Raw genomic sequence first — 18,775 nt, forward strand, 5'->3', positions numbered from 1 at the left:
CCGAGGAGGGTGGCGCCGAGAGCACGCTCCCTCCCCAGCGATGCCTGCGGGCACCGGCGAGCTGTAAGACCTCGGCGGCAATTCCAGGCTAGCGGCCGGCGCGACTATCGGCGCAAGCTTGCTCACCTCCCCGGTGCTGGCGGCAGGCCGAGCAGCCGACCAATCGCCTCGTGAATGATCCGGGCCGCCTCCTCATCCCCGAGGGCGACGACGCGGCTCAGCGTGCTGCCGAGTGAGGCGACCACGGCGGCCCGAGGCGACGGGTCGGTCGGCGGGAGCTGCTCGGGCGCGGTCCTGCAAACGCCTATTCGTTGGGCCCGCGTTGGGACGATGGCTTCCGAAGGGGGGCGATCCGTCGTCACGCTCCCTTGAAATCTCGGGGAAAGCGACCGATCGCAACGGTTCGCCCCCGCGAGATCGTCCCGCCAGGAAAAACGGCCGATGACGAGCGTCCGCCGAAAACAGCAGCGATTCTCGTAGCTTCCGCCTGTTTCGCCGCCGAGGGAGGCTCCGGAGCCGCCCATCGGGGCGCCCTCCGCCGCCGCGTCGCCCGTGGTCAAGGGCCCGCAGCATCACCGGTGTGGTTGGCATCATGGGTCCAGGCGCCGCTTGGGCTGCCTCATCCCATCCAGGGGGCCGCCTGAACGAAGCGAGGCGGGAGCCATGAACGCGGCGGGCAGAGGAATTCAAATCTGCTGTACCTGGCACCGCGCCCAACGGGGCCGGCCTCTGGTAGCCTCCGCCGCGCCGCCGACCGACAGGCGGAGACGAACGGAGAAAGAGACACCACCATGGCCATCGTTCTTTACCACCACCCGTTTTCGCGCGCCGCCAACACTGTGTGGATGCTCGAGGAAGTCGGCGTCGAGTACGAGCTCAAGTTCGTCGACATCATGGCCGGCGACCAGAAGAAGGAGGACGTCACGAAGCTCAATCCGATGGGCAAGCTGCCCTTGCTCGTCGACGGCGACACCGTCGTCACCGAATCCGCGGCGATCGGCCTCTATCTCGCGGATCGTTATGCCCCGGGCCGCCTCGCGCCGAAGCTCGACGACGCGGCGCGCGGCACGTATTTTCGCTGGTCGCTCTTCGCCCCCTCGGTCATCGAGCCCGGCTCGATGGCCAGGGCCGGCAACTGGGAGTTCCGCGCCGGCTCCGCCGGTTGGGGCAACTACGACGACATGATCGCGACGATGGAATCGGCCATCTCTGGCCGTGACTTCGTCCTCGGCAAGGAGTTCTCGATGGCCGACGTCATCTTCGGCGGCACCATCGCGTACATGCTCGACTTCAAGATGCTCGAGCCGCGCCCGAGCTTCACCGGATATGCCGAGCGGGTCAAAGCCCGCCCGGCGTACGCGAAGAGCGAGGCGCGCAACAAAGCCGTGATGGACGAGCGCGGCCTCAAGATGCCTGGGGCTTAGCGCGCCCTGAAGGATTGAAGCGGAGCGCCTCGGCGAGCGCCGCTTCCTCTTCCTGCGCTGTGCGCTACGGCGACGTGGTAAGAGAGCCTATGCGCTGCGCGCATTACCCACTTCGTCATCGATCGCGGTATCGGCATCGTAGAGCTGGCGCGCGCCGTAGAGGCGCGCGGCTTCGACTCGCTCTATCTCCCCGAGCACACCCACATCCCGGTGAGCCGACGCACGCCTTACCCCGCCGGTGGCGAGCTCCCCGATGAATACAGGCGCACGCTCGATCCCTTCGTCGCGCTCCCGGCGGCGGCCGCCGTGACCGCGCGCATCCGCCTCGGCACCGGCATCTGCCTCGTCGCCCAGCGCGACCCGATCGTCACGGCGAAGGAGGTCGCCACGCTCGATTTCGTCTCGGGCGGTCGCTTCGACTTCGGCATCGGCGCCGGCTGGAACGAGGACGAGGCGACCAACCGCGGCGTCGACTTCCGCCGCCGCCGGGCGCTGGTGCGCGAGCAAATCCTCGCCATGCAGCGCCTGTGGAGCGACGAGGTCGCCTCCTTCGAGGGCGAGCTCGTCCACCTCCCGCCCTCGTGGGCCTGGCCCAAGCCGGTGCAGCGCCCGCGTCCCCCCCATCCTTATCGGCGGCGCCCCGCCGCCGCGCCTCTTCGAGCACATCGCCGAGTACGCCGACGGCTGGCTGCCCATCGGGGGCGCGGGCGTGGCAGCGGCGGTGCCGGACCTCCACCGCGCCTTCGAGCGCGCCGTGCGTAGGCAAATCAAGCCGGATCGCAGCGCGAGGAAGGGTAGCGCAGCAAACCGAAAGGGTGGGACCGCGAGCGTCGTGATGGCTCGGTCCTGGGTCGAAAGAGCGTGGTCCGGGCGGCGCCGAGCGCGCCACGGGGGCGCATCGGCGTGCTAACCCGATTGGCATTTCTAGAAGAAAGTGTTAGTAAGCTCAAAGCGACTTATTCCATTGAGGATCAATTGACAAATCGGTCCTGATTGACAAAAAAAAAAACGAAGGCAGAGGCATCGAGATGTAGAATCACAAAATCCGCCAATACACGGGCCCAAGCTGGACGCTCCGAAAGCTGTCCCTACATGTAAATCATAGTTAAAGAAATTTTATTATGAGAATTTTCAGCGCAGCACCTAATGGCAATGAGTCGGCAGACCTGGAGCCCGCACGTTATTTTAATTTAGCAATTGAACAAATCAAGGAGATCACGGAGTGGATGAAAACGGCTGACAGAGCAGCTCAGCCGCTGCTGGTGCACCTGGACATATTCCTCTACCTTGCCAAGAAGTACCCAGACATGGCAGAGCTCCGTGTACTCAGCTTAAATATACCCGACATCAAAACTACTTTTTACGATTGGTATGAACGCTGCCACAAAAAGATCCCAAAGCAATTCAGGGAAGAAATCAAGCTTTCCGCGGACGATCTTTTCAAAAACATTGAAAGTCTCGCAGCCTAACGATGTGGGACACGAATCCCTGGGATAACGACAGGGCAGCAGATTGGTTCGCCAATCTAATGCATCTCACGCGCTTTCCCGACCAAATAAGAGCAACCCTGCTTCTTTGTGAACAGGAAGACGCTTGCGGCGAAAACACTGCCTTGCTGAGGGCTGCGGTTTATTGTGTTTTGCAGTTTTGCCGCGTCTACATCTGGCCCATTGAACATCTTGATAGTGATTTAGAGTTAGCCATAAAGGCCACTCATAAAATACTATCAGACGAAAGATATTGTTATTCTGAAAAGATTACTGTCCAGATCCAAGCAGAGCTGAAAGAGCTGGAGCTTCGAAGAAAAATATAGCAGCTTTGCAGGGCGGGCTACGCTTCAAGCCAACCCGCACTCTATTTACGATCTCGCGTGGTGCGGGCGGCGCCGAGCGCGCTAAGGGGCGCATCGGCGTGCCGTGGGCACACGTGTCCGTCCGGGCGTTGGTCTGGCCCGGGAGGCGAGTCGCGAGACGCTATGCGGCGTCACCGGGCGCCTTGCGGCGCAGAACGGTGCTCTTTCAGTACGGCGGTCCTCGGTTGGGAGAGCGTGCTGGAACATCGGTCGGCTCGCCGAGCGCGGAGAGGAAGCGGGCGATGTTCCTTGGCTCGGTCACCATGGCGACGAACTTCATCCGCCCCTTGCAAGCTGGGCACTCGAGGACATCGATCGCAAATGTGCGGCGCAAGATCTCGGCTTACGGTCGATAGCCCCCACGCTTGCTTTTCGGAGCGGCGTCATCGGCGGCACAACAGCGAGAACGGATCCATGTCCACCGCGACAGTCCCGTCAGCGAAGGCGCGCTTGAGCGACAGCCGCACCAGGACGTCCTGCTGCGGCTCGACGCGCTCGTTTGCGATCGGGGGTTGCAGCACGCAACGCAGCAGCGCCTCCCTCGCCGCGGATGACCTGACCGACCCCGCGCATTCGACGTTCGGCCCAAGCAAGGCCTCCCGCCGTACGATCTCCGGGTTCCGTCCCCGCGATCACAAATTCGTCGCGCGTAGATCCCGGCGCCCGCTTCGATGCGGCCGGCGTGGGGGCTGCCCGGGCGCGCTTCGAGGAAGCGCCGCCTCACGTCGAGCGCCGCTCCGCCGTGAGCGCGGCGGGCTGGAAGGGCCCCCGCGAGGAGGTCGCAAGCGCGCGAAGGCTGACCGCTCAGCGGGGGCGGGCGCGCTCCATCGCCTCCGCGAGCGCGAGGTCGTCGGGCGTGCCCTGCGCGCGCAGCCCGGCGATGGCGCCGTCGCGATCCTCGGGGCGGCGGTTCTGCGAGAGCTTGAGCTTCGCCTCGATCCGCGTGATCTCCATCGAGAAGCCGACGATCGCGGGGAGCAGCGCGGATCGCTTTTCCCGCGAGAGCTCCGCGACGCTCCAGGGCTCGGGCTGCCCGCGCTCGTTCACGTCGGAGAGGCGCGCGAGCAGCGCGAGGAGCGCGTCGTGGTCCTCGATGGCCCGCGGCGCGCCGTGCGCGTGGACGACGGCGTAGTTCCAGGTCGGCACGTCGTCGCGCGAGGCGTACCACCGGGGCGAGATGTACCCGTGCGACCCGCGGAAGACGGCCAGGACCGGCGTGCTCCCGTCGAGCGCGCGCCGGATCGGGTTGGCCCGCGCGACGTGCGCGAGCAAGGTGCCGTGAGGGCCGCTGTCGCGCTCCAGAAGGAACGGCAGGTGCGCGATCATGGGCACGCCGTCCTCCCCGGGCGCGATGAGCATGCCGAAGGAGTGTGCGTCGATGAGATCGTGGAGGTCGGCGAGGTCGGGTGCCTCGAAGGCTCTGGGGAGATAGATGGATCGCGGCGCGGCCGTCGTCGTCATGACGGCAATGTGTACCACCGCCCGCGCCGGCCGCCCTTGTCGACCCGACCGCGCCGTCGGTGTGAGCACCGGCACGATCAAGCACTGGTCCGCGGAGGGTCTGATGGGATGGCGGCCGAGATCCGCGAGAAGTACGGGTGTGAGCGCGAGGAAGGGCGACGCTAGCTAGCCGCGCGCCTTCTGTGCTCCCAGCGCCATCATCGCGTCCCAGAACATCTTCTCATACGCCTGAAATAGCCTGGTCGTGCGGCGGATCGCCCGGGGCTCCACGCCGCGGTCGAGCCCGTCCTGCACGATGGCGACCGCGGTGTCCTCGAACGATGGCAGGGCCGCGAACGCGTCCAGGAAGGCGGTGTGCTCCGGGCCGAAGCCGTACCGGTCGCGGAGCGCCTTCCCCATCCTGCCGCAGTTGAACCCCCAGGCTGGGAAGTTGATGAGCAGGGCGCACGCGATCTCGGCCGCCGAGGCGTTGGCCGCCGCCCAGGCCATCTGAACGGCATACGCGAACCCCTCCGCGGTGACCTCGTACCGATCCAGGTCCTCCTTCGTCATGCCGAGCTTCCGGCCCATGGCAGCGATCCCGTCCGGCGCCACGAGCTCGCCCTGGAGGACACCACTCCAGAAATCGCGCCAGGGCGTGTCCCCGAAGCGCTGGAGCATCATCGCCATCGAGCGCAGATCGCTGAGCACCACGTGGTGCTGGTGGCCCGGGAAGGCCCTCAATCCAAGGGCCGTGACCTCCCCCCGTTCGATGGCGTCCGGATAGGGGTGAGCCCTCAGCTGATCGTCGATGCTCTGGAGCTCTTCGCGAATGTCCTTCACCAGCGCGGCCGCGGCCTTCATGGGTGCCTCCTCGTGATCGGGCGCCATCCTACTACCACCTCGCGGCCGAGATCCCACGACCTGCAGCGCGCTACCCGCGGGCGCGCTGCCCCGCTTGCGACCCCCGCACCCGCGCGATGATCGCGCCGGCGACCTCCTCGGCCGACCTGCCCCTGGGAAGCCAGCGCTGCGGGATGTTATGGGAGCGATCGTCCTCGCGGATCACCAGCGTGATCGGCTTGGCCGGCGGCTGCAGCTCCACGGACTCGACACGATCGAGCGGCACGGTCACCTCCCGCGCGCCACGGAGCGGATGCATCGACGGCAAGGTGATCGATCGAGGGCCAAGGACGATCCGGAACTCCTTGAGCGCCGCAAACCGCGCGGCGACGAGGACGCCGAGCCCGCAGAAGGCCCCTGACAGGGTCGCCAGCACCGCGTAGAAGACGGCGGCGCCTCCGGGCTCGAAATGGAGGATCCCGTTCAGGATCAGGCCGCGGTCGTTCGTCTGGGCCCGGTGGGTGAGGACCGCCGCGCAGACCGCAAAGAAGAGGGCGCTCAGGAGGAGCTCCAGGTAGGGACGGCGGAGCGGGATCTCGAGAGCTTCGTCCGCCGCGTGCTCGCTCGCCTTCATCGATAATCCCCTCCGCTGGCGGAAGCCGCCTCGTGCAGCCGCACGGCCAGGACCTCCGCGTCCAGCGCCGCCTGGTGCTCGGTCAAGACGAAGGTGTCGCCGTCCCGATGGGCGGCGACCCAGGGCAGCGCGCGCGCGTCGCCGATCACCTTGTCCCGGCTGCCAACGAGGACGAAGACGCACCGCCCTTCAAGGCTGGCGCCGACACTCACGCTGCGGATCTGGGCGGCGGGGACGGTGACCGGAGCCCCGTTGGCGGTGAGACGAACGGCGTCGGCCGAGATCGACTCCAGGCGGACGGATTGACCATGACGTGGATCGCGGAAGACCGAGATGTCACGCCGGAGCGCGAGGGCGACGCCGATCGCGCCGGCGCCATAGAGAAGCCAGGCGAACCAGGCGAGCGACGGCTTGAGCGCGGGCAGCGCAGCGCCCCACAGCGCGCCGGCCGCGACGAGCGCGGCGGCCGCGATACAGAGGCCCACGCCGCCGCGGATGCGCCGGATCCTGCCGAGGTCCTCGATCGACGTCCCGAGGGCCATGAGCGCCAGCGCGGCGACGCCCAGCCCCGCCGGAGAGGCGAGGAAGGGAAGCACGCCCTTCGGCCCGGGCGGCGCCATGCACGCGAGCGCCGCACAGCAGAGCCCGATGCACATCGCGCGCGCCTGGAAGCTGACCGGTGGGCGGAGCACGTGGAAGAGAGGCGCATGACATCGCGGCGACTCCGGGCTGTCAACGCCCCGCGGCCACCTCCGCCTCTCCTTGGGTCGATCCTCGCTATCGGCCGCTCCCGGGCCGCGCTCAGGTCCCCTCCGGAGCGCGCTCCTTCGCGCGATCGTCGAAGAAGCGCGCGTTGATCTCCCGGTAGCCCTGCCACTCGGCCGGCAGCTCGTCTTCATCGAAGATGGCGCCCACCGGGCACTCGTTCTCGCAGGCGCCGCAGCAGATGCACGACTCGGGATCGATGTAGAGCTGGAGACCGGCGAGGCGTGTCTTCCGCTCTCCCTCGGGGATGCGCGAGATCTCGTCCGCCGCGAGCGGGCCGTGGATGCAGTCCACGGGGCAGACAGGGACACAGGCGGCATCACACGTGGCGACGCAGGGCTCGGCGATGACGTAGGCCATGAGGGTTCCTTTCCTTCTCCGTGGCGCGCGGTCGTCCGCGCGCTCTCCTCTCCTTCCCTCGGCAGGGAGCAGGGCGCGTGCCCGCGGCCCGAGCGGCTTTTCCCGGGCTTTCGCCGGCCTTGTGCGGTCCAGGCAACGCCCCTACGGTGCCGCGCAACGCCATTTCGTCGGCCTCGCTCCGCGCACGATGACCGCCTCCGCCGATCACGCCCTCCTCCTGCTCGCCGACCTCGGCGAGGCCTCGGCCCGCGCGCACACCGAGGCGACGCTCGTCCCCGCGGTGAGCGCCGCGCTCTCGCGCCACCTCCCGCTGCTGCGGCTCGATCTGCGCCGCGGCGCGGCCGCGCCGGGCGCGCCGGAGGTCCGGCGCGGCGCGGGCGGCGAGACGATCGCCGTCTTCGCGCTCCGCGACGCGGAGGGCGCCGTCGGCTGCGCCACGATGGCGCTCGGCGGCGGCGCGGCGCTCGACGTCTCGCCCGCCCTGCTCGAGGCGACAGGTCGCCTGCTCGCCGTGGCGCTGCGGCAGGTGCAGGTCCTCGGGCGCGTCGCGGCCATCGCGCGCCGCGCGCAGGGGGAGAAGCGGACGCTCAAGGAGGAGCTCGATCGCGTCGCCCTGCCGAGGGAGGTGGTCGCGGTGGGCCCGGCGATGCGGGCGATCTTCCAGCAGATGGTGCCGCTCGTCGCGCGGCAGGACACGACCGTGCTGGTGCGCGGCGAGACGGGCACGGGCAAGGAGGTGATCGCGCGCCGCATCCACGCGCTGTCGCGCCGCGCGGAGCGGCCGTTCCTCGCGGTCAACTGCGGAGCGCTGCCCGAGGGGCTCGTCGAGAGCGCCCTGTTCGGCCACGAGCGCGGCGCGTTCACGGGCGCCGCGGCCCGGCACCTCGGGCTGTTCGAGCGCGCGAGCGGCGGGACGCTGCTGCTCGACGAGGTCGGCGAGCTGCCCAGGGCGGCGCAAGCGAAGCTCCTGCGCGTGCTCCAGGAGGGCGAGATCGAGCGCGTCGGCGGCGAGGGCGCGGTGCGCGTCTCGGTGCGCGTGATCGCCGCGACGCACCGGCCGCTCGAGGACATGGTGGCGAGCGGGGCGTTCCGCGAGGACCTCTATTATCGGCTGCAGGTATTCCCGATCATCGTCCCCCCGCTGCGGGAGCGCCCGGAGGACCTGGAGCCGCTCACGCGCGTCATCGTGGAGAAGGTGGCGGCGAGCTTCGGCCGGACGCCGCCGCGGGTGAGCGCCGAGTCGATGGCGCGGCTGCGGGCGCACGGCTGGCCAGGCAACGTGCGGGAGCTGGAGAACGTCATCGAGCGGTCGATGGTGATGTCGACAGGAGACGAGCTCATCCTGTCAGCGCCGCTCTCCGCTGCGCCCGGCGCGCCCGGCGCGACAGGGCGTGTGATGACGTACCGAGAGGCGGCTCAGCGCTGCATCGAGGACGCGCTGCGGGCAGCGGGCGGGAAGATCTACGGCGAGGACGGGGCCGCGGCGGCGCTGGGGCTGAAGCCGACGACGCTGCAAAGCAAGATGCGGAAGCTCGGGATCCGGAAGGACGGAGAGAAGGGCTGACGGCCGAGAGGCTCGTCAAACCCTGCGGCCAGCCCCGGTGTGTGAGGCGTGTTCCACATGGTCTCCGGACGGCTCCGCTGTCGCACCGACAGGCCCGGCGATCGAGAGATGCCGCTTGATCGGGGGCGCCCGGGAACGTCGTGTCAGAGACGCTGCATCAGTTCGACCCTGACGGTCAGGCACCGTTCCTCGTGGAGTTTCACCGCAAGATCGGATGACCAAGCTCGGCCGTAGGCCGTTCTTTCTCGAGAGTTCGTCGCTTTTCCAGGAGAGATGAACAAATCAAGGTTCTATCCTCGAACCTCCACGCGCAACGTGGCTGGATCTTGCTCTTACAAAGCAAACAAACAGAACAAGAGAAGACAAACAGCACGCCAAGGCGCTGCCGAGCAGCGCCGCGCAAAAGCAAACGCGACTTAGAAAAGAGTCTTGACTTTGTCCTCCTGTTTGTGTGAATATGCCAATCTCCCTTGGCGATCCGGACCGCTCTCGGCCGGGGGCCGCAGTCGGTTGCAGGATCGTACAGGGGCCTACTCCGGGTGAATCTGCCGGGGCTACTTGCGACTTGCTTCTTTCGGCTGTACGTTCGAGTTGTTCTTGCTTTCTCCAAGTTGATGCCCGGCCCCGTCACACGGGGTGTTCGCATGTGAGCATCTGTCCGACAAACATCGTGATTGCCAGGCATGTGGTCGGCGCAGGCCCGCGGGCGCATCCGTGATCTCCGGATCACGAGCACGCTGGCCGGAAATTTTGAACTTTAACCAATGGCTCGGAGGGCTCGCGTCTGTCTCGATGGTTCATAGATCCATCTCGAACAGAGGCCCGCGACTCCGCCGGTCCGATCATGGAGAATCTTAAATGCGCATCGTTCCCTTACTTGGCTACCTATCCGCTTCGATCGCGTGCGGCCTTCTGGCGTGCAGCGTCGAGAACATCGTCGACGAGGACATCGAGGCTCAGGAGGGCGCGCTGGACAGCGCGGACCGCTCGATGTCGGCGAGCGTCGCCGTCACCTCGGACTGGGGAAGCGGCTACTGCGCGAACGTGACAGTGAAGAACAACACCCGCGACAAGGCGACCACCGGCTGGAACGTCGTCGTCGCGCTCAACGGCTCGACGAAGCCCAACCCGTGGAACGTGAAGTACACGGAGTCGAACGGCCAGTTCAGCGCCACGAACGTGGACCACAACGGCGTGGTCGGCATTGGCGCCTCGACGCAGTGGGGCTTCTGCGCGAGCGGCAGCGGGCGGCCCACGATCGCCTCGGTCACCGGCTCCGGCGGCACGATCATCAACTCGGGCGCGGCCTCGTCGTCGAGCAGCAGCTCGAGCTCGGCCAGCAGCTCGAGCTCGGCCAGCAGCAGCTCGAGCACGTCGAGCAGCAGCTCGGGCGGGGGAGGTGCCGGCGGGTCGGGCGGCTCCGGCGGATCGGGCGGCTCCGGCGGGTCGGGCGGCTCCGGCGGCGGCAGCACGTGCACGTCACCCAACCAGCAGGTCTGCGCCAACCAGACGGGCACCCACTGCGGCTACACCTTCGAGTACTGGAAGGACAACGGGAGCGGATGCCAGACCAACACGGCGACTGGCTACAACGTCGAGTGGAGCAACATCAACAACCTGCTGGGCCGTAAAGGCCTGAGGCCCGGGTCGAAGAACCAGATCGTGACCTACTCGGCCGACTACCGGCCGAACGGCAACTCGTACCTGGGCGTCTACGGGTGGACGAAGGGCCCGCTCATCGAGTATTACATCATCGACAGCTGGGGCACCTGGCGTCCGCCGGGCGGCCAGGGGTTCATGGGCACCGTCACCAGCGACGGAGGCACCTATGACATCTATCGGACCGAGCGAGTCAACCAGCCGTCCATCGAAGGCACCAAGACCTTCTATCAGTTCTGGAGCGTCCGGCAGCAGAAGCGCACGAGCGGAACCATCTCCGTCGCCAACCACTTCAACGCCTGGGATCGCCTGGGGATGAAGCTGGGGAACCTGTACGAGGTCTCGATGGTCGTGGAGGGCTATCAGAGCAGCGGGAGCGCCAGCGTGAACGTGTCGATGAAGTGAGCGCTCGGCCTTGAGCATCGCATGATGACGCGCGCGGGATGACCATCCCGCGCGCCACGTGCCCGGGCTTCTTCAGCCCCAGGCACGACTCCCCACCCATCTGACAGACACGCGGCGCACGCTCGAGCAGCGGGCGGGCGCCCGGCAGCTTCCGGCGCGGATCGAGCCGGCGCTCGGGCTGCATCCCGCGGCGCGACGAGAACACCGCGCTCCCGGCGAGGCTCGCGGGCGCGCCGCGCGAGCTGTGCGGCCGCGAGAGCCGGACCCCCCGTCTGGCCCGAGCGAGGTGCGGAGGCAGGCGAGGGCCCTCCCCTCGGCGTCGCAGCTCCGCCATGGCGTTGCCATGCATCTGCGGCGAGAGGGGCGTCGCCCGCGCACGCCCCGGCCCCTTGCCTCCCCGGCAACGGTCTGCCGCTCGCCGGCAACGCTTTCGCGAAGGCCTTCGAGGCGAGGTTCAGGTTCCTTCCGGCCATTCTCGCGGGTATGGTCACGCCGGACGTCCTCATCCGCCACGGGAGCTTCTGATGAGAGAACACGCAGCAGTCCGGACGACGAAGCCTCTCGCGACGGTCGCGGCCGCGGCGCTCGCCTTCGTCTGCTGGAGCGCGGCATGCAACGCGATCTCCGGGGTCGACGATCTCGACTTCTCGGGCGCCGCCGGCGCGACGGGCGGCGGCGCTGGCGGCAGCGGCGGTGGTACAGCCGGCGGTGACGCGGGCGGCGGCGGCATGGGCGGCGCTGGCAGCACGGGCGGCGCTGGCGGCATGGGCGGCTCCGGTGGCACGGGCGGCGACGGCGGCTCCGGTGGCACGGGCGGCGACGGCGGCACGGGCGGCGACGGCGGCACGGGCGGCGACGGCGGCACGGGCGGCACGGGCAGCGACATCTCTTACGAGATCGCCTGTGGGAACGGCAACGTGGCTGTCGGCGTCCACGGCCGGAGCGGCGGCTCGATCGATCAAATCGGCCTGATCTGCGCGCCGCTCGCCAGCGACGGCACCCTGGGCACCGCCTTCCAGACCGTGACCGCCGGCGGCAACGGCGGCGGGCCGGGCAGCGTGATCTGCCCTGCGAGCCAGGTCCTGGTCGGGATCAACATCTGGGTCGACACGTACGTTTACCGGGTCGAGCTGCTGTGCCAGACGGTCGAGGCGTGGAAGACGGGCGACGGCAACATCAATGTCGGCCCCGGCATCGGCAACGTGCACAGCACGGGTTTCGGGGTCAAATGCCCGACGGGGAGCGCCGTCGTTCAGATCACCGGCGACGCCGACGAGTTTGTGCGCTCCGTGCATCCAGGTTGTCGCCGGCTGTGACGGGCGCGGTCGCGGTGAGCGCCGCCATCGCCGCGAGCGCCGTGCGCGAGGGCTGCGCCGGCGAGACGCTCGCCGCGGTGCTGGCGGCCGAGCAGCTCGGTCACGCCCAGGATCCCGCGGTCCGCGCCGCGCCGTCGGCGCCCGCCGCTCCGCTGAGAAGTTTACGGCCCATCTGGACCCGGAAGAACGCCTCCCGATGCGCGGCGAATTCTGCTAGAGCTGTGAGCCGCGTCGAGCGCTGGTCGCGCCTCGGCGCAGCGGCAGTTTCTTAAGATCACCGGCAGACGTGCCGCGCTGCGGCAGCGCGCAGCTCCGGCGAACGGGCCTATCACCCTTCGGGCATCAACATGACTTTCGATCGCGAAATCGCACGCTTCACTTGGGTTGGGATCTCCTGTCTGGCCCTGTCCGCCGCGGCGGCGGGCTGCTCAGGCGGCGCAATTGACGCCTCGGAAACCGGGGGCGCGGGCGGCAGCGGCGCGGGGACCGGCGGCGCCTCGAGCGTGAGCTCGGGCACGGGCAATCCCGCCGCGAGCAGCAGCAACGGCAGCACCAGCAACGGCAGCACCACCAGCAACGGCAGCACCACCAGCAGCAGCAGCGGCGGCGGCGGCGACACCAGCACCAGCACCAGCACCACGAGCACCGGGACACCGGAGACGAGCGCCACGGCGAGCACCGGCAGCGGGACGCCGACCGGCGGGTGCCCGGCGAGCGCAACGTTCTGCGCCGACTTCGAGGGCGACGGGCTCCCCGACGGCGCGACGTACCGTCCCTCGTACCAGGCGGCAGATGCGCTGAAGAACATGGCGATCGACTCCTCGATCTTCCACGCCGGCTCGCGCGCGCTGCGCGTGAACCCGGGGGGCAGCGGCTACGACTGGAGGATGCTCTCCGTCCCGTCGCCTGGCTCGACGTTCTGGGTCCGGCTCTACGTGCGCGGCAGCATCGATCTCGGCCAGTCCGACCACAACGCCTACTTCCAGGCCATGACGGGCGACGGCGAGCCGAACCTGGGCGACAACATGGAGATCGCCGAGCAGTACTGCCAGCTCGTGCTGAACCTGCACGACGAGGTCACCCTGTCCACGGGCGGCGAGACCCGGTGCGGGAGCAACGGTGTGAAGCTCCCCAAGGACCAGTGGCACTGCATGGAGGCCTACTTCGACGGCGCCAAGGGCGGCGTCCAGGTCTACGCCAACGGCACCAAGATCATCGACAAGACCGGCGTGAAGACGCTCAACTACAAGACGTTCAGCTTCGGCTACCTCGGCTTCCACGGCCCGGCGCGGACGATGTGGTATGACGATGTGGCGGTCGCGCCGGAGCGGATCGGCTGCGCCCCCTGACACGACCGGGCGCCGGCGCGTGGGTCGTGCCAGCGCGATGACCTGACCGCCATCGCGCGCGCCGCGCGACCTCCTTCCTGCGCCTCCCCTGAACACGCGCCCGACCCCGCTCCGGACACGGCCCGCCGGCGGAGCGGCCCCGGGCACGCTTGCCCCCTGGCTCCGCCGGCGCCATAGCCGAGGTGGCGAGCGCTCGGCGGACGCGCGCGAGCGCGAGCCGCGGTGACGATGCAATGACATGTGACCGCGATCCCGGCATGAAGGTAGATGCGATGCCGTACCTGGTTTTCCGGAATTTCCCCGACAATACACCCATCCCCGATGACTGCTATAGCTGCGACGGCGCGCCGGACTGGGCAGCGTTGCTGGAGTGGATATGCCCCGATCTCTCGCGCGACGAGGCGGAGCGGCTCGCGGCCATCGGCGAAGCGAGCGGGACCCGGCCCGACGTCGCGGGCCTGAAGCGGCTCATCGAGGAGCACCTGAAGCCGTAGGCGCGCGATCGCGATGAGGAGCGCACGGACGATCATCGATCCTCGCCGCCACACGTGGTGCGACACCCCGGTGGACGACATCGGCCTGCTTGTCGACGCCGACGAGTATTACCCCGAGTTCTACCGGGTCGCGTCCAGCGCGCGGCGGTACCTGCTCCTCGCCGGATGGCAGTTCGACAGCGACGTCGCCCTGCTCCGGGGCGGGAGGGAGGAGCAGGTGTCGAGCCCGATCACGCTGCTCAAGTTCCTGAACCACCTCTGCGAGAGGAGCCCCGATCTCCAGATCTTCATCCTCGCGTGGGACTTCCACCTCGTGTTCGCGCTCGAGCGCGAGTGGCTCCAGCAGCTCGTCTTCGAGTGGACGAACCATCGCCTGCGCTTCCTCTTCGACGCCACCCACGTCGAGCGCGCCTCGCACCACCAGAAGTTCGTGGTGGTGGACGGCGAGCTCTCGTTCCTCGGCGGCCTCGACCTCTGCGATCACCGCTGGGACGACCGCAGCCACGCGAACAAGAACCCGCTCCGCGTCAGCCGAGGAGAGCCGCACAAGCCGTTTCACGACGTGCAGGCCTACCTGCGCAGCCGCTCGGTCGCGCGGGCGCTGACCGAGATCTTCACGGATCGCTGGCGGCGCGCCGGCGGCGTGGACATGACGCTGCCGGACCTCGACGAGGCCGATCCGACGTTCCCCGACTACCGGCCCGAGGGCGGCATCCCGCTCGCGGCGGCGCGCGTCACGCTGAGCCGCACCGATCCGCACGGCGCGCCCACCGGCGCCCCCCACAGCACGGAGATACGCGACCTCTTCCTCGACGCCATCGACGCCGCGGAGCGCTTCATCTACATCGAGACCCAGTACTTCAGCTCTCACGTCATCGCCGAGGCGCTCGCGCGGCGGATGCGCGCCGAAGGCCGGCCGCTCCTCGACGTGGTGCTCCTCCTCAACATGGAGGCCGAGACGATGAAGGAGCAGATCGCCGTCGGCCTCTCCCAGGCCAAGGTGCTCGGCGGGCTGCGCGACGTGGCGGCCGAGACAGGCCATCGCCTCGGCGTCTACTACACGCTGCCGGCGTGCGGCGAGGACGAGACCGCCGAGCGCGCCACGTACATCCACTCGAAGGTGATGATCGTCGACGACCGCTTCCTCACCGTGGGCTCCGCCAACATGACGAACCGCAGCCTGTCGATCGACACGGAGATCAACGCCTCGGTCGAGACCGACGACCCCGACGACGCGCTGGGCCGCTCGATCCGCGCGGTGCGCGCGTCGCTCATCGGCGAGCACCTGGGGGACACCGACTTCGATCGGGTGGACGACCTCGTCGCCTGCCTCGACGGGCTGGCGAGCCCGGCGACCGGGCCGCGCACGCCCGGGAGCTCGTGCCGGCTCCGGCTCCACCCCTCGCCCACGGCGGACGAGCGCGCCCTGCTCGCGGTGATCGACCCGCAGCAGCTGCCGTTCGACCCCGCCGCGGCCGAGGACATCGACCAGCGCCAGGGCTCGCTCTTCGTGGGCGGGCTCGGCGCGCTCTGGCGGCACCTGTTCACCAGCCGGGACCCCGCGAAGTAGCCGCGCGCGAGGCGCTCCGGGCGAGCGCGCCTGGGAGGCGCGGCGCGGGCGCGGGTACCGGCGGCCTCCCTGGACCTCGAGGCAGGGCGCGCCCCTTCCGGCCGCCAGGGGCGCATGGTAGGCTGTGCCGCGGAATTGCGAACGGTTTCTTCAGGTTGTCTCTCAAAGTTGAAGCGTTGACGCCACGAGGAGTATGCAAGAGGCAGAGATCAAGATCGGGGGCATTTCGGTCCGCGACCTCGCGGAGCAATACGGAACACCGCTCTATGCCTACGATGCCGAGCGCATCCGGGAGAACTTCCGTCGACTCACGCGGGCGCTGCGCGGCAACTACCCGGAGGTGTCCGTCTTCTATGCCATCAAGGCGTGCAACAACCTGGAGATAGCGAAGCTCCTGGTCGACGAGGGCTCGGGCGTGGACGCCGCGAGCCCGAACGAGATCCGCCTGGCGCAGGCGCTCGGGCTGTCGGGCGAGCGGATCATCTACACGGGCAACAGCCTGTCGGACGAGGACCTGGCCGCGGGGCTGCGGGCCGGCGTGAACTTCAACGTCGATGATCACGGCATCCTGAAGCGCCTGTTCGCGCTCGGGAAGCCGCGCTGTCTGTCGTTCCGGATCAACCCGAGCGGCGAGGACATCGCGACCCCCGATCTGAAGCCGTTCGCGGGCCCGTCCGCGAAGTTCGGGATCCACCCGCGCTTCGTGGAGGAGGCCTATCGCACCGCGCTCGAGAACGGGGTCGAGCGGCTCGGGGTGCACATGATGCCTCACTCGCAGGCGAACAAGCCGGAGAACTTCGCGCACGTCACGGGCAAGCTGCTCGACCTGATCGGCCCGGTGGCCCGGAAGCTCGGCTTCGACCTCGCCTTCGTGGACATCGGCGGCGGGCTCGGCATCCCCTACCGGCGGGAGCAGCCGCCGCTCGACGTGGAGGCCGTCGCCCGCGGGATCGCCGCGATGGTCCGGAAGAAGTGCGCGGAGCACGGCCTGAAGGAGCCGCGCCTCGTCATGGAGCCGGGGCGCTACTTCGTCGGGGACGCGGGCTACGTGCTCGGGCGGGTGATCTCGATCAAGCAGGGATACAAGACGATCATCGGCACGGACATCTCGATGAACACGATGGCGCGCCCGGTGATGTACGGCGCTTACCACGAGGTGCGGATCAACGGCCGCCGCGGCCAGACGGCGCCGATGGCGATGACGGGCCAGGTCTGTGAGAACACGGATATGTGGATCGCGGAGCGCGAGTTCCCCGCGGACGTCGCCGAGGGGGACGTTGTCGTCCTGATGGACGCGGGCGCGTATGGCCACGTGATGAGCTACGACTACAACGGCCGGCTGCGGCCGGCCGAGGTGCTCATCGACGGCGGGAAGAGCCGGCTGATCCGGCGGCGCGACACGTTCGAGGACATGGTCTCGCGGATGTGCCTGTCCGACGACATCAAGGAGCGCCTGCGCGCGGGGGCGGGAGAGCCGGCGGGCGCGAGCGGCTGCGGCTGAGCCGCGACGCCGGGTGACCGCACGGACGCGGGCAAGGCGCGTCCCGCGTGCGGTGAGCTTCCGGGACTGGCGTCGAGGGGCTCGAGCGGCTCGCCGCCGAGGTGGCCGAGGACGCGATGGCCGTCGCGCGCTCGGCGCCGGCAGATCGACGAAAACTGGCCCACGGGCGATCGAGCGCCGGAACATGGATCGGGACGGTGCCCGTCGTCCCGCTCCGATGCTCCCCAAGAACGCTCGTCCCTCCGGCATTCCCAGGCCGCCTCCACACGCGGCCACCGTCGCGCAGCCCAGGCGGCCCATGCCCGGGATCGCCCCACGACCCCCGCACGCGGCAACGATCGCGATGCCCCGAGCCGCGCCGGCCGGAACGGCCACGCTTCCGCCGCACCCGGCCCAGCGTGCGCCGACGAAGCCCGGTCCGGCCGGAGGGCGGTCGCTCCAGCGGATGGAGCAGCGGGAGCGCCCGCTCCACGAGCTGATCCGGGAGGTGCTCACCTACGACGATCTCTCCGGTGGAGAAAAGTCGCGCCTCGTCTCGGCGTACAAGCAAGGCGGGGAGAGCGCGTTCTGGAGGGAGTACAGCTCGATCTTGAGCAGTCGGACCTACCAGTACGAGAAGAAGGTGGTCAACGAGGGGAGGAACGAACCGGTCATCAACCACTCGAGCTCGAACGCGGTGAAGCTGTCCAACGACATCCTCAAGCTGGCGAAGGTGGGGACGCAGGGCGGGAACCCGAAATGGGTGTTCGGCTGGCTCTCCGGCACGGTCGGCGAGCTCGGGAACAAGCTCGGAGAGAACAAGGAGCTCTCCTCCAAGTTCTCGCTCATCGGGGACGACGCCGAGATCGTGGTCTCGCAGGACGACGGCGAGGTGGGCGTGCTCTCGTCGGCGCTCGCCATCCTACGGCAGGATCCGCCGCCGGTCGTCCAGCTCATCCTCCTGGGCCCCTATGGCCCGTGCGACGGGTGCAAGAGGCGAATCCTACGCTTCGTACAGCTGGTCCTCGAGATTGGGCAGGTCCAACATGTGATCGTCCACTACCTGTACGGGCAGGTGCTGGAGAAGTACCGGGGCGACGACACGATCAAATCGCAGACCACCTACGGCAGCGAGACCGATGCGGTGATCGAGTACAAGGGAGTCAAGTTCCGTATCCACACCTGGGAGGGGAAGAAGTGAAGGCTCCCGCGTGTTCCTGAACCGGGTTGTGCAGAGAGAACATGCGCGCCGCCTCGGCGGCGCACGCGACGATGCCCCTCGCGCCGCCCGCACCACCTTCCCGTCGAACGCCGCCGCCAGCGCGTGGATCGGCGCCGCGCCCGCCGCCCGCAGCTCGGCCGTGTAGTCATTCCGCTCGAGAGGTTGAGCGTCTTGCCGAAGCGCCGCGGGCGCGGGAGCAGGACGACCTCGGTGCCCGGCCTGTCGACGAGCTCCTGGATCAGGTGCGACTTGTCGACATATTCGAGCCCCAGCTCGCCGAGCCGGCGGAAATCGTCGATGCCGATGGGGACCTGGATGCTCATGGTGCCTCGGGCGGGGCGGCGTGCCCTCACGGACGCTACTCCGCCGCCCGTCAGCGGCAAGGGCTCCGAACGGTC

20 protein-coding genes and 1 pseudogene are annotated in these 18,775 nt (G+C 68.7%); 12 read left to right on the top strand and 9 right to left on the bottom strand.

Annotated elements, in window-relative coordinates; translation table 11 throughout:
* The first annotated feature begins 791 nt into the window (after positions 1–791).
* The 4 genes and pseudogenes from WMF11_RS31570 to WMF11_RS31585 all read left to right on the top strand — a co-directional run bounded on the left by WMF11_RS31570 (position 792) and on the right by WMF11_RS31585 (position 3,237).
* Positions 792–1,424: a glutathione S-transferase family protein gene (locus WMF11_RS31570; protein ID WP_437973388.1), complete on the top strand. Its 633-nt coding sequence runs from the start codon at positions 792–794 to the stop codon at positions 1,422–1,424.
* Positions 1,425–1,526: 102 nt separating this feature from the next.
* Positions 1,527–2,184: pseudogene (locus tag WMF11_RS31575) on the top strand (TIGR03619 family F420-dependent LLM class oxidoreductase); the annotation flags it as partial.
* A 361-nt stretch (positions 2,185–2,545) separates the two neighbouring features.
* Positions 2,546–2,893 carry a hypothetical protein gene (locus tag WMF11_RS31580; protein ID WP_437973389.1) on the top strand — a complete coding sequence of 116 codons (348 nt, stop codon included), beginning with the start codon at positions 2,546–2,548 and terminating at the stop codon, positions 2,891–2,893.
* A 2-nt stretch (positions 2,894–2,895) separates the two neighbouring features.
* Positions 2,896–3,237: a hypothetical protein gene (locus WMF11_RS31585; RefSeq protein ID WP_437973390.1), complete on the top strand. Its 342-nt coding sequence runs from the start codon at positions 2,896–2,898 to the stop codon at positions 3,235–3,237.
* 205 nt (positions 3,238–3,442) lie between these two features.
* On the opposite strand, the gene WMF11_RS31590 is transcribed toward WMF11_RS31585, so the two are convergent.
* The 7 genes from WMF11_RS31590 to WMF11_RS31620 form a co-directional block, all read right to left on the bottom strand.
* Positions 3,443–3,610, bottom strand: coding sequence for a hypothetical protein (locus tag WMF11_RS31590; RefSeq protein WP_437973391.1), 168 nt, complete (start codon positions 3,608–3,610; stop codon positions 3,443–3,445).
* A 49-nt stretch (positions 3,611–3,659) separates the two neighbouring features.
* Complete coding sequence (locus tag WMF11_RS31595; protein WP_437973392.1) at positions 3,660–3,869, bottom strand: hypothetical protein; 210 nt, start codon at positions 3,867–3,869, stop codon at positions 3,660–3,662.
* A 211-nt stretch (positions 3,870–4,080) separates the two neighbouring features.
* Positions 4,081–4,737: an FMN-binding negative transcriptional regulator gene (locus tag WMF11_RS31600; RefSeq protein WP_437973393.1), complete on the bottom strand. Its 657-nt coding sequence runs from the start codon at positions 4,735–4,737 to the stop codon at positions 4,081–4,083.
* Positions 4,738–4,902: 165 nt separating this feature from the next.
* Positions 4,903–5,580, bottom strand: a complete 678-nt coding sequence (locus tag WMF11_RS31605) for a hypothetical protein (protein WP_437973394.1) — start codon at positions 5,578–5,580, stop codon at positions 4,903–4,905.
* A 70-nt stretch (positions 5,581–5,650) separates the two neighbouring features.
* The gene (locus WMF11_RS31610) at positions 5,651–6,193 is read right to left on the bottom strand and encodes a hypothetical protein (protein WP_437973395.1); all 543 of its coding nucleotides are present in this window, start codon (positions 6,191–6,193) and stop codon (positions 5,651–5,653) included.
* Entirely contained in the window at positions 6,190–6,885 is a 696-nt protein-coding gene (locus tag WMF11_RS31615; protein WP_437973396.1) for a hypothetical protein, read from the bottom strand. Before WMF11_RS31615 ends, WMF11_RS31610 begins: the two co-directional genes overlap by 4 nt.
* Before the next feature lie 109 nt (positions 6,886–6,994).
* Positions 6,995–7,318, bottom strand: coding sequence for a 4Fe-4S dicluster domain-containing protein (locus WMF11_RS31620; RefSeq protein WP_437973397.1), 324 nt, complete (start codon positions 7,316–7,318; stop codon positions 6,995–6,997).
* Between the two features lie 187 nt (positions 7,319–7,505).
* On the opposite strand from WMF11_RS31620, the gene WMF11_RS31625 reads away from it, so the two are divergent.
* The 3 genes from WMF11_RS31625 to WMF11_RS31635 all read left to right on the top strand — a co-directional run bounded on the left by WMF11_RS31625 (position 7,506) and on the right by WMF11_RS31635 (position 12,262).
* Positions 7,506–8,882, top strand: a complete 1,377-nt coding sequence (locus WMF11_RS31625; protein WP_437973398.1) for a sigma-54 interaction domain-containing protein — start codon at positions 7,506–7,508, stop codon at positions 8,880–8,882.
* Between the two features lie 858 nt (positions 8,883–9,740).
* Positions 9,741–10,946: a glycoside hydrolase family 11 protein gene (locus tag WMF11_RS31630; protein WP_437973399.1), complete on the top strand. Its 1,206-nt coding sequence runs from the start codon at positions 9,741–9,743 to the stop codon at positions 10,944–10,946.
* A gap of 524 nt (positions 10,947–11,470) precedes the next feature.
* Entirely contained in the window at positions 11,471–12,262 is a 792-nt protein-coding gene (locus WMF11_RS31635; protein ID WP_437973400.1) for a hypothetical protein, read from the top strand.
* Between the two features lie 328 nt (positions 12,263–12,590).
* Here the strand turns inward: WMF11_RS31635 and WMF11_RS31640 are convergent, their stop codons facing one another.
* On the bottom strand, positions 12,591–13,070 hold the full coding sequence (locus WMF11_RS31640; RefSeq protein ID WP_437973401.1) for a hypothetical protein: 480 nt from the start codon (positions 13,068–13,070) through the stop codon (positions 12,591–12,593).
* Here WMF11_RS31640 and WMF11_RS31645 point away from each other — a divergent pair.
* The 5 genes from WMF11_RS31645 to WMF11_RS31665 all read left to right on the top strand — a co-directional run bounded on the left by WMF11_RS31645 (position 13,069) and on the right by WMF11_RS31665 (position 18,356).
* On the top strand, positions 13,069–13,611 hold the full coding sequence (locus WMF11_RS31645) for a hypothetical protein (protein ID WP_437973402.1): 543 nt from the start codon (positions 13,069–13,071) through the stop codon (positions 13,609–13,611). The genes WMF11_RS31640 and WMF11_RS31645 overlap by 2 nt on opposite strands.
* Positions 13,612–13,883: 272 nt before the next feature.
* On the top strand, positions 13,884–14,105 hold the full coding sequence (locus WMF11_RS31650) for a hypothetical protein (protein WP_437542464.1): 222 nt from the start codon (positions 13,884–13,886) through the stop codon (positions 14,103–14,105).
* A gap of 13 nt (positions 14,106–14,118) precedes the next feature.
* Entirely contained in the window at positions 14,119–15,675 is a 1,557-nt protein-coding gene (locus WMF11_RS31655; RefSeq protein ID WP_437973403.1) for a phospholipase D-like domain-containing protein, read from the top strand.
* A 193-nt stretch (positions 15,676–15,868) separates the two neighbouring features.
* Positions 15,869–17,176 (top strand): diaminopimelate decarboxylase, encoded by a 1,308-nt coding sequence (gene lysA, locus WMF11_RS31660; RefSeq protein WP_437973404.1) that lies wholly within the window; start codon positions 15,869–15,871, stop codon positions 17,174–17,176.
* A 343-nt stretch (positions 17,177–17,519) separates the two neighbouring features.
* Positions 17,520–18,356 (top strand): hypothetical protein, encoded by an 837-nt coding sequence (locus WMF11_RS31665; protein ID WP_437973405.1) that lies wholly within the window; start codon positions 17,520–17,522, stop codon positions 18,354–18,356.
* On the opposite strand, the gene WMF11_RS31670 is transcribed toward WMF11_RS31665, so the two are convergent.
* Positions 18,278–18,700: an AAA family ATPase gene (locus tag WMF11_RS31670; RefSeq protein WP_437973406.1), complete on the bottom strand. Its 423-nt coding sequence runs from the start codon at positions 18,698–18,700 to the stop codon at positions 18,278–18,280. The genes WMF11_RS31665 and WMF11_RS31670 overlap by 79 nt on opposite strands.
* Positions 18,701–18,775: the final 75 nt, after the last annotated feature.

Source organism: Sorangium sp. So ce295, assembly GCF_051527405.1.
GTDB lineage: Bacteria > Myxococcota_A > Polyangia > Polyangiales > Polyangiaceae > Sorangium > Sorangium cellulosum_B.